The sequence below is a fragment of the Orenia sp. genome, assembly GCF_055140805.1.
Genome location: NZ_JBSQYM010000010.1, coordinates 18,558 through 29,902, shown reverse-complemented (window position 1 = coordinate 29,902; position 11,345 = coordinate 18,558). Strand labels below are relative to the sequence as shown.

General features: G+C 33.1%; 9 protein-coding genes. 4 read left to right on the top strand and 5 right to left on the bottom strand.

Going from position 1 to position 11,345, the window contains the following annotated elements; translation table 11 throughout:
* The first annotated feature begins 211 nt into the window (after positions 1 to 211).
* Positions 212 to 622 carry a metal-dependent transcriptional regulator gene (locus tag ACTCDL_RS02405; RefSeq protein WP_463173740.1) on the top strand — a complete coding sequence of 137 codons (411 nt, stop codon included), beginning with the start codon at positions 212 to 214 and terminating at the stop codon, positions 620 to 622.
* A gap of 407 nt (positions 623 to 1,029) precedes the next feature.
* Here ACTCDL_RS02405 and ACTCDL_RS02400 read toward each other — a convergent pair whose 3' ends face one another.
* The 3 genes from ACTCDL_RS02400 to ACTCDL_RS02390 all read right to left on the bottom strand — a co-directional run bounded on the left by ACTCDL_RS02400 (position 1,030) and on the right by ACTCDL_RS02390 (position 3,490).
* The gene (locus ACTCDL_RS02400; protein ID WP_463173741.1) at positions 1,030 to 2,424 is read right to left on the bottom strand and encodes a nucleoside recognition domain-containing protein; all 1,395 of its coding nucleotides are present in this window, start codon (positions 2,422 to 2,424) and stop codon (positions 1,030 to 1,032) included.
* Positions 2,411 to 3,202: a FeoB small GTPase domain-containing protein gene (locus tag ACTCDL_RS02395; RefSeq protein ID WP_106231466.1), complete on the bottom strand. Its 792-nt coding sequence runs from the start codon at positions 3,200 to 3,202 to the stop codon at positions 2,411 to 2,413. The genes ACTCDL_RS02400 and ACTCDL_RS02395 overlap by 14 nt, the downstream gene beginning before the upstream one ends.
* A 69-nt stretch (positions 3,203 to 3,271) precedes the next feature.
* Entirely contained in the window at positions 3,272 to 3,490 is a 219-nt protein-coding gene (locus ACTCDL_RS02390; protein WP_463173738.1) for a FeoA family protein, read from the bottom strand.
* 691 nt (positions 3,491 to 4,181) lie between these two features.
* Between ACTCDL_RS02390 and ACTCDL_RS02385 the strand changes: the two genes are divergently transcribed.
* The 3 genes from ACTCDL_RS02385 to nrdD are packed head-to-tail and all read left to right on the top strand — an operon-like array spanning position 4,182 to position 8,066.
* Positions 4,182 to 7,196, top strand: coding sequence for a ribonucleoside triphosphate reductase (locus ACTCDL_RS02385; protein WP_463173737.1), 3,015 nt, complete (start codon positions 4,182 to 4,184; stop codon positions 7,194 to 7,196).
* Between the two features lie 15 nt (positions 7,197 to 7,211).
* Positions 7,212 to 7,904 carry an anaerobic ribonucleoside-triphosphate reductase activating protein gene (locus ACTCDL_RS02380; RefSeq protein ID WP_463173736.1) on the top strand — a complete coding sequence of 231 codons (693 nt, stop codon included), beginning with the start codon at positions 7,212 to 7,214 and terminating at the stop codon, positions 7,902 to 7,904.
* Between the two features lie 18 nt (positions 7,905 to 7,922).
* Complete coding sequence (nrdD, locus tag ACTCDL_RS02375; RefSeq protein ID WP_463173735.1) at positions 7,923 to 8,066, top strand: anaerobic ribonucleoside-triphosphate reductase; 144 nt, start codon at positions 7,923 to 7,925, stop codon at positions 8,064 to 8,066.
* A 218-nt stretch (positions 8,067 to 8,284) separates the two neighbouring features.
* On the opposite strand, the gene ACTCDL_RS02370 is transcribed toward nrdD, so the two are convergent.
* Complete coding sequence (locus tag ACTCDL_RS02370; RefSeq protein ID WP_463173734.1) at positions 8,285 to 10,141, bottom strand: methyl-accepting chemotaxis protein; 1,857 nt, start codon at positions 10,139 to 10,141, stop codon at positions 8,285 to 8,287.
* Positions 10,142 to 10,233: 92 nt separating this feature from the next.
* The gene (dctP, locus tag ACTCDL_RS02365; protein ID WP_463173732.1) at positions 10,234 to 11,304 is read right to left on the bottom strand and encodes a TRAP transporter substrate-binding protein DctP; all 1,071 of its coding nucleotides are present in this window, start codon (positions 11,302 to 11,304) and stop codon (positions 10,234 to 10,236) included.
* Positions 11,305 to 11,345: the final 41 nt, after the last annotated feature.

Below are 11,345 nucleotides of genomic sequence, written 5' to 3'. Positions count from 1 at the left end.
ATAAGATTTCCCTAAAGGGAGATAAAATAATATTAGCCTGAATGAATATCCTAATTATAGCAGATGTAAATTAATGTAATCATTTTTGCTCATTTATAGCTTAGAACATATGATAAAGTTAGTAAATTAAAAGATTTATAATCCTCTACTTCTTATTTTCCCTTTAATCACATAAATAATTATAAGACCAAAAATTAAGGAGTGTAGATAAATGCTTTCTCCCAGCTTAGAGGACTATTTAGAAGAGATTTACCGTTTTGATAAAGAATTAGGCTTTGTCAGAACTACAGATATTGCTGAAAAACTTAAAGTCTCCCTACCATCAGTGACAAAGGCAGTTAAGCGATTGAATAAGAAAGGATATTTAAACCACGAACCCTATAAAAATATAGAACTAACTAACAAAGGAGAGAAATTAGGCAAATTCCTAGTAAAAAGAAATAAAACATTACAAGAGTTTGTAGAGATAATCGGTAGTAATTGTAATAAAACTGAAGAAGCCGAAGCAATGGAACATTATCTTTCTAAAGATACAGTCTCAGCCATTACATCTTTAGTAGAATTTTTAAAGAAGAAACCAGAACTACAAAAAGAGCTATTAGAATTTAGAAAGAAAAAATAATAGATATAAGATGTTTGACTAATTTAATTTCAAAATAATCTTAACTATATAGATTGAATTAAAGAATTTCATTGATCAAAAATTAATAATTCAACTTATTTAGCAACTAATCTAGCGAATTTACGCCAATTTAAAACAAAATTGATTTTAAAATATTGATTTATTTTTTTGCCTTTAATTCGTATGATTCGTGTTAATTCGTTGCAAAAAATATTTTAAATCCTTTAAGAAAAACATTAGTTCAATTTATATAATAAGAAGATTATAACTTTTTCTCGTTGGGAATAAGCAATCTTGAATCAGTTTATTTTACTGATAACTGATTCCTGACTCCTAGAAATTGTTCCATTATCTCTATATTATATATCAGTCCAACATTTATATTGCCAAAAACCTAATTTCTGACCTTATAAAAATAAAGCAGTAAATATCTGATTAACCAAAAAAGTAACTATAATTCCCACAGTCAATGGCATTAAAGCTCCAAAGATAGCCCATTTCCAGCTATTGGTCTCCTTCTTAATAGTCAATATCGTAGTTCCACAAGGAAAATGTAATAAGGAAAATAACATTGTACAGAGTGCTGTTACCCAAGTCCAGCCGTTATTAACCAATATTTCCCTTAAAGTCTCTGCACTATCAGGCTCAATCATTGCCCCTAAAGAGAGATAACTCATAACCAATATCGGTAAGACAATTTCATTGGCTGGTAACCCTAAGATAAATGCCAAAAGAATAAACCCATCTAAACCAATCATCATTGCAAAAGGATTCAATAATCCAGCTAGATAATCAATAATACTCACTCCACCAATTGTATTGTTAGCCAACAACCAAACTATTCCTCCTGCTGGTGCTGCTACTACTATCGCTCTCCAGAGTACAAATAAGGTTCTATCAACAAAAGAACGAACTAAGACTCTACCAAGCTGTGGCTTACGATATGGTGGCAATTCCAAGGTAAAAGAAGATGGTATACCTTTAAGCATAGTTTTTGACAATATCCAAGAGACCAGCAAGGTAATAGCAATACCAATTAAAACTAACAGAACTACTATCCCTGCTGCTAAAAGAGAGCTTCCCCTTCCACCGACAGTTCCCATAAAAATCATCGATAATATCAATAATGTGGGAAAACGCCCATTACAAGGGACAAAGTTATTGGTCAAGATAGCTAATAGCTTCTCCCGTGGCGATTCAATGATTCTAGCTGCAATCACTCCTGCTGCATTACAACCAAAGCCCATACTCATTGTCAGAGACTGTTTACCATTAGCTCCTGCCTTCTTGAAGAAATTATCAAGGTTAAAAGCTACCCGTGGCAGATAACCCAGATCCTCCATTAAGGTAAACAGTGGAAAGAAGATAGCCATCGGTGGCAACATCACCGAGACAACCCAAGCCAAGGTTCGATAAGTTCCATCAATTAAAAAGCCTCGTAATCCTTCTGGAGTTCCAACAACAAACAATAAATTGCTAAGTTTATCTTCTAACCAAAATAACCCTTTTGCTAACATCGCCGATGGATAGTTTGCTCCAACAAGGGTAAGCCAAAACACACCACCTAGCATAAGTAGCATAATCGGAAAACCAAGCCACTTAGATGTTAAAATATCATCTATTTTTTCTCCTATTCCAGTCTGCTCTTCTTGCATGCTGACATTATTATCAGCTATTACTTCTGCATTACTATAAATATCCTTAACTATCTGATCTCTTAGTTGCTCTCTTTGCTTTCCATTCAAAGAATCTGAGATATTAGATGATAGCTCATTAAAATCTTTAATCTTAGTCAACTCCATAGCAATCAACTCCACCCTTTAAATTCTCTCTAAAGTAATGATTCTGCATTGAATCTAAGATAGTCTGATCCCCTTCCAATAATCTTAAAGCCAGCCAACGCAAATTTAACCCTTCTGATAGTTCTCCTAAAGTATTCTTTATCTCTGGTAATAACTCTTCAACTGCTGCTTCAATTTGAGGAGAGTATTTAACTTTAACTGGTTTAATCTGCTTATCCTGATTAACTATAGCTGTTACCATATTTTTAAGATCATTTAGCCCTATCCCATCACGGGCTATAGTGGGAATCACTGGTATTCCTAACTCCTCTTCTAAACCTTTAATATCTATTTTAATATTCTTTCGCTCTGCCTCATCCATCAAATTTAGGCATAAGACTACATTATCGGTCAGCTCAGTAACTTGTAGTACCAGATTAAGATTGCGCTCCAAATTAGTAGCATCTGCTACAACTATAGTGGCATCTGGCTTAGCAAAGCAGATAAAATCTCTAGCTACCATCTCCTCAGTTGAACTTGCTAACAATGAATAAGTACCTGGTAGATCTACTAATGTATATTCTTGACCTTGATTTTCATAATATCCTTGTGCCTGAGTTACAGTTTTGCCAGGCCAATTTCCTGTGTGCTGTTTCAATCCAGTTAAAGCATTAAAGACTGTACTCTTACCTGTATTAGGATTACCGGCCAGAGCAATTATAGGATTATTCCTCTCAACATCCAGATTAAATGTTTCCCTTAACAGATTCAATCCACTTGATTTAGCTGTTAAACCCATAATATATACCCCCTATTTATAATTTATATATAAAACCATCTAAAATAAGGTTGATAACTTTAATAACCATCACCTCACTTTAATTAAATTGGTCTCTTCACTTCTTAAAGCAATTAGTGTCCCTCTAATTAAATATGCAGTTGGGTCTCCAGAAGGGCTTCTCCTTTTAGCTATTATCTGTGTCCCTGGAATCAAGCCCAAGTCCAATAATCTTCTCCTTTTAATCCCCTCTGCTTCTAAGCTTACTACCTCAGAGATTACTCCTAAAGGTAGTTGAGTTAATAACATTATCTTCACCCCCTTAATTTATTAGTTTAGACTAATAATCTTAACCAAGGTTAACTTACTTTCACTCCATAATATGTATTAAATCTAAAAGTGTGCATTTGACTATAAGAAAAAAATAACAAGAATTAAATAGAAATCTTTAGATAATGATAATAAAGGTCAATATATAGTACTATAACAGATTCAGTACACTATATCTTGACCTTGTTGAGTTTGACATATAAAAGTAGATGAGATAAAATTAGCCTTGTCGCTTTATATAATACACTAGCTTTTAATAGTTAATAAGAAATAAGAATAAAGATAATCTCTTATATCAATAAGAAATTAATTAATAATTTTGATAAGATACTTATAACTATTTTGAAAATTTTAAAAGTAAATTCTGAAAATCAGATTTATTCTAGTTGCTTTTATTCTACTACCTCTAACTGACACTAGGTCGAAGTAACTAACTTTTTGATTTTCACTTTAACCTTAGATTGACTTACTTTTAAGATTATTAGATTCAATCTCCTTCCCAAGAAAAAATTCTAAGAATCAAATTAATTTTTTAAATAATATTAATAAAAGCACAATATATAGTGCATACTTTGTTTCTCACCACTATATGTTGTTGTTTGAATGTTGACAGACAAATTTAAATAAGATAAAATTAGAAATATGATTTAATGTTATAGGAGGTAAATTAATGGTTAATAAGTACATAAAGAAACGAAATGGAAAGAATGTTCCTTTTAAGAAAGAAAAGATTAAAGAAGCAATTAGTAGAGCAGCTAAGGCAGTTGGAGTAGAATCAGATATCATTGGAGAAGAGATCAGTCAAGAGGTAGTCGATTATCTAAAGATTTTCTTTAAAGAAGATGGTATTCCAACAGTAGAACAGGTACAAGATCTAGTAGAGAAGATTCTAATTGAAAAAGGCTATGCTGCTATTGCTAAAGCATATATCCTTTATAGAGAACAACATGCTAAGCTAAGAGATACTGAACAACTATTTACCGATGCTCTTAAGACTATAGATAATTATCTAGATCGGAGCGATTGGAAGGTAAATGAGAATAGTAATATGGGTTATTCCTTACAAGGACTTAATAACCATATTGCTTCTGAGATTACAGCACAATATTGGTTACAAGAGATTTATCCTCAAGAAATCAGAGATAAGCACCTTTCAGGAGATATGCATATCCATGATCTAAGCCACTTAAGTGTCTATTGCTGTGGTTGGGATTTAAAGGACTTACTACTTAATGGATTTGGTGGAGTCTCTACCAAAGTAGAGAGTAAACCACCGAAACATTTTAGAACTGCTTTATTACAAGCAGTAAACTTCTTCTATACATTACAAGGAGAGAGTGCTGGAGCTCAAGCCTTTTCAAGCTTTGACACATACTTAGCTCCTTTTATCAAATATGATGATTTGACCTATAATGAGGTTAAACAAGCTATGCAAGAGTTTATCTTTAACTTAAATGTACCTACTAGAGTAGGTTTCCAAACACCTTTTACAAATATCACTATGGATTTGGTTTGTCCAGGGATTATAGCTGATGAGCCAGTAATTATCGGTGGAGAGGCTCAAGATAAGACTTATAAAGAGTTCCAAACAGAGATGGATATGTTAAATAAGGCCTTTGCTGAAATCATGTTAGAAGGTGATTCTAAGGGTAGAGTATTCAGCTTCCCTATTCCAACTTACAATATCACCAAAGATTTTGATTGGGATAATGAGATTTTAGAGCCAGTTTGGGAGATGACTGCTAAATATGGTATTCCATATTTCAGTAACTTCGTCAACTCTGATATGAAGCCTGATGATGTTAGAAGTATGTGCCCAATTGCCGGTACGGAGAGGGTTTTAATTAGAACAGAAAATAATCTAAGATATTCTACTATTAATCATTCTTATTATGATTTAAAAGATAAAGAAGTAGAAATTTATTCTGACGGTAAGTTTGTAAGAGGTAAGTTTAATAAATGGGATAACCAAGAAATGATTGAAGTTAAATTAGTTAATGGTCACAAAGTTAAAATGACTAAAACCCACTTAAATTACGTTATTAAAGAGAAAGATGGAGAAATTATTGAATTAACCGGTAAACAATTACAGCCAGATTATTATCTACCTTATAGTTTAAAAGAATATGAAGGTCAAGGTGGAAACTTTGACTTAGGATTCTTTGTAGGTGCTTACGCTGGAGATGGTAGTTTCGATGGAGATAATTGTGTAATATTCTCTTTAGGAGAAGGAGATAAAAAAAATACATTGCTAGAATTGCAACGAATTGCCACAAAATATTTTGGAGCTAATAACTCTATAACAGAATATGATAACACTAAATTAGTTACATTGAAAATCTATTCCAAAGCAGCAGTTGGATTATGCAAGGATTTTATTGCTAATAAGCAAAGAGATAAAAGATATAAGGCAAAATTATTTGATATGAGCAAAGCATTTAGAGAAGGTGTGTTGGCAGGACATTTAGCAACAGATGGTGGTAATAGAAATAGAATTTATACCTCATCTAAAAGAATGGTCGAATCTATTAATATGCTTGCAGCTACTTTAGGTACAACTACAAGTATCTATGAAGATAATAGAGAAGGCAGATATAGTAAACACACTAATTATGCCGTGTTAGTATATAAATTAAATAGAGATAGTTACGGAGATATTTGGTTTAAGCAGAATGATAAATTATGGGTTAAAATTGATTCTATTGAAAATACTACAGGTGATACTGGTTACTGCTTTGAAGTAGAAGATGATGAACCAATGTTCACTATCGGTACAACTGGTCTACTAACTCATAATTGCAGACTTAGACTTGACAACACTGAGCTTAGAAAACGTGGTGGAGGATTATTTGGTGCTAACCCGATGACAGGAAGTATCGGTGTTGTAACTTTAAATATGCCACGTATTGGTTATCTAGCTGAAGATGAAGATGATTTCATCAAACGTACTTATGCTTTAATGGATTTAGCCCAAGAGAGCTTAGAAATTAAAAGAAAGATATTAGAGAGATTGACTGATAAAGGATTATATCCTTATAGTAAGTTCTATCTGCGTAATGTTAAGATGCGTTTTGATGAGTACTGGAAGAACCACTTTAATACTATCGGATTAAATGGTATGAATGAAGCTGTAATCAACTTTATGGGCAAAGATATTACTCACCCAGAAGCTAGAGACTTCTCTATTAGAATAATGGATGCTATGCGTAATAAGCTAGTAGAGTATCAAGAGGATACTGGCAATATCTATAACTTAGAGGCCACTCCTGCTGAAGGTACCTCTTATCGTTTTGCTAATTTGGATAAGAAGAAGTTTGCTAATGATATCATCTGTGCCAATGAGGATAGAGTCAGAGCTGAAGGTGCAGACCCATACTATACTAACTCAACACAATTACCTGTAGGTTATACCGATGATATCTTTGAAAGTTTAGAGCTACAGGATGAATTGCAGAAGAGATATACTGGCGGAACCGTCGTTCATGGTTTCTTAGGTGAAAGGATGCCATCTATTCAATCGGTGAAGAAGCTAGTTAAGAATATCGCTGACAATTTTGAGTTGCCATACTACTCCATTACTCCAACCTTTAGTGTCTGCCCTGTTCATGGGTATTTAGATGGAGAGCATGAATATTGCCCTAAATGTGATGCTGAAATGGAGTTTGAAGAAGAACAGAGTGCTTAGAAAGGTTGTTTTAAGATGAAGATAGCTGGTTTGCAACGGACAAGTTTAATCGATTATCCTGAGCATATTGCTACTGTAGTTTTTACTCAAGGATGTAACTATAGATGCCCTTATTGTCATAATTCATCATTGATTGCTAATAGCTCAGAGAGTTCTTCTTATCTCTCTTTAGAAGATTTCTGGAGCTTTATTAAAAAGAGAAAAAAATTAATCGATGGAATCTCTATTACTGGAGGAGAGCCAACTCTACAAGCAGGGCTGATAGACTTTATCAAAGAGATTAAAGCTAGAGGATTAAAGGTTAAGCTTGATACAAACGGAAGTAACCCTGATATTCTGACAGAATTACTTGCAGAGAATTTAGTAGATTATATCGCAATGGATATCAAATCATCTCTGCAAAGCTACTCTGCAGTAGCTGGAGAGTGTAGTCTAGATAAAGTTAAAGCAAGTATCGAATTAATTAAAAGGTCAGAGATAGATTATGAGTTTAGAACTACAGTAGTCCCTACCCTACATACAGAACAAGATTTTAAAGGTATTGGGGAGTTAATCGCTGGAGCAGAACGTTATTATATTCAAAACTTTAGACCAGTCAATACTTTGGATAAAAAGCTAGAGGAGCTAAGCTCCTTCCCCCCTGATAGATTAGAGAAATTTAAAGAGATAGTTTCTCCTTATGTAGCTAAAGTAGAGATTCGTAATTAAAAGGAGGTGACACAGGATATGGAAAATAGAAAACGTCAAAAATGTGAGATTTATTCTCGTGTAGTTGGTTTCTTAACACCTGTAAGTCAGTGGAACAAAGGTAAGAAAGAAGAGTGGGTAGACAGAAAGACCTACGATAAAGCATTAAAAGAAGCTAAATAAATTCAAAAAAGCAAGTTGGAGTTAAAACTCCAACTTGCTTTTTTTATATAAAGTAAGTTCTTAGTTTCAGAGGGATTTTTTTATCTCCCTCTGAAACTTATGTCCACAGGATGACCTAAGGCCCTAGAACCATAGTGTCTCTTATCTCCTACTTAATAGAGGTGTGGATTTTAGAGACACTTAGGTGTCGGATAAATATCAAACTACTTATCTTTTATCTAAACTTCAAATTTATCAACCAATTCATGTAACTTCTGAGCCATATTAGCCAGCTCTTGTGAAGAGTAGGTAACCTCTGCAGACATATTACTGATATCATCAGTAACATTTATGATTTCTTGACTATTATCTGCTAAACTCTGACTAGAAGCAGCAGTCTTTTCAAGATGAGTAAATGTACTTTCACTAGAATATTCGATTTCTTTAAAGATATTGCCTGCACTTTCTATAATCTCTTGTCCATCTTTAGTCTTTGATTCAACCTGATTAATAGCTTTTAAGGCAGATTTAGACTTACCTTTAATCTCTACTACTAAATTGGAAATCTCTGATGTTGCATTATTAGTCTCTACTGCTAACTCTCTAATCTCATCTGCTACTACTGCAAAGCCTCGTCCATACTCTCCAGCTCTCGCTGCTTCAATAGATGCATTAAGTGCTAATAGATTGGTCTGTTCAGCTATATTATTGATTAAATCAATAATCTTTTCGATCATCTGTGAATCATTATCTAGCTGATTAATCACCTCTACAGTCTCCCCTACCACTTGATTGATCTCTTTGATACTAACTACTGCATTTTTGATATTACTACTTCCTATTTCAGTTTTAGAACTGGCCTCTTTAGAAAAAGAGGTGACCTCTTGCACACTACTAGAGATTTGCTGTATACTTGTTGAGATTTCTGATATAAGTTGTCTAGTATTCTCAATAGTCGCATTACCTTCTTGACTAGAAGCAGATAGCTCTTCACTAGTTGATGAAATATCACTAGCTGCTTCTAAAACATCGATTACAATCTTCTTTAAGTTATCAACCATAGAGTTAAATTCTATTGCCAATTGTCCTATCTCATCATTACGTTTAGAATCAATACTTACTTGCAAATTCCCCTGAGCAACTTTCTTCATAACCTTAATTAATTCAGAGATAAAATCTAATAAATACTTCTTGATAAAGATAGAAATAAATATAGCCACTAAAATTAATACAATAATATCTACTATTAAAATTTGTCTACCAATCTTGTTCTTACTTTCATAAACTTTATCAACTGAATTCTGGGCAAATATAACCCCATCAATTACAGGTAATGATACATAAGAAGCTATGACTTCTTTATCTTTAAAAGAATACTCTACACTTCCCCTTTTATTACTCTTAACAGTGTTCATATCTATAATTTGACCTAAATCATAGCTCTTTTCAATCATCTCTTTATCTGGATGAGCAATGACCTCATTATTCTTATTAGCAACATACACATAACTAGAATCAGTTGAGCTGGCAATTACCATACTCTGTACAGGAGTCAACAACATATCTATGCCCAAAGCTCCTATAAAATCACCATTATCATTAATTACAGGGGCTACTAAAGTAATTACTGGCTTCTTAAGCTCTTTATCTAAATGAAGATCACTCCACATAATATCTTTGTTATTTTTAATCTTTTGATACCAAGGCTTATCATTAATGTTGATCTCTTCATCTTCAGGATAAAAATAATTTTGACCAAAGCTTGTACTAAGATACAACCTTACAAAATAAGGATAATCATCTTTTAAATTCTCAAATAGCTCTCTGACTGCCCATTCATTTGCATACTTAACAGAATCTTGGCGGGAAATCAGTTTTATTATCTCTTCTTTTCTATAGAAAAAGGACTCAATTTGATTCTTTAATCCATCTGCTTTCTCTTCATTCTTTTCTTGAGCTAATTTAGTCAACTCCTTTGATACAGAGTTATTGACTATTAACCCTAAGATTAAAAATGAAATTACCAAGATAACAACTATAGTACCTACAGCTTTAAAGGATAGATTATTCTTTAAATTTACTCCCTTTAATTTCATAATGTTACATTCCCCTCCTTTTATTATCTAAATACTAGATAAGAGGTTTCTTTCTATAGCTAACAATGAAAGAAACCTCTTATTGTCAATAATTATTTACCTGCTAAATCTTTTAATAAAATTTGATATAACTCTTCTCCAATTATCTTTCTCCATTTAGTTCTTACTGGCTCTGTCTTAGCTTTGAATGCTTTATATTGTGCAGCAGATAGGATATTAACCTTCATTCCTTTGCTCTCAATAAATTTTATAGGGTCTTCAAAAGAAAATATACCTTCTTCATTATTCTCTTTTAAATAATTCAATGCAGTACCATCATCAAGACCCATCCTTGCTAACATCTGTTCATATTCTAAAGCTTCTTTAGCAGATTGCTCAATAATATCTTGGGTTTTACTATCAAAACTCTCCCAAACATCTTTATTAATACCAATCACTAATGGATCAAATAGATAATTCCATAAGGTAATATGATTATGATAGTTCCAAATTTCAACTGGTATCTCTACACCCAATAATGGATTTTCTTGACCATCAACTACACCTTGCTTAAACCCATTGATTGCTGACCCCCAAGGCATACTTACTGGTCTTGCCCCTAAAGCATTGTAAGTATCAAAAAAGATAGGTGTCCCAACTACTCTAACTCTAAGTCCTCTCAAATCATCAGGACTTGTAATTGCTCTTTTACTATTAGTAATTTGACGAAATCCATTTTCTCCCCAACCAAATGCCTTAACACCCTTTTTTTCTAATAAATTTAAAATATATTCTCCAGTTTTACCACTATAAACGGCATCAATCTGGTCATAGCCTTGATACATAAAAGGTAGAGAAAAGACATTTAGCTCCTTGACCTGAGATGACCAGTTAATAGTAGAAGATATAGCCATATCTATCTGTCCTTGCTGTAACATTGCAAATTCATTTGTCTGCTTTCCTGCAAAGAGCTTCCCACCAAAATAAGGTTTAATATTCACCTTTCCTGCTGTTCTCTCTTCTACTAGCTCAACAAACCTTTCTGCCCCAGCTCCCCAAGGAAACCCTGGTCCAACAACTACACTAAGCTTATATTCTTCTTTAAATTCAGCGGCAGACCCTACTGAAGTATTAACAAATAGCATTAATGTTAAGACCAATAAAATTAGTAATTTCTTCTTCAATTTACCTTCCCCCTTAAAATCTCTTTTATAGAATTTAAAAA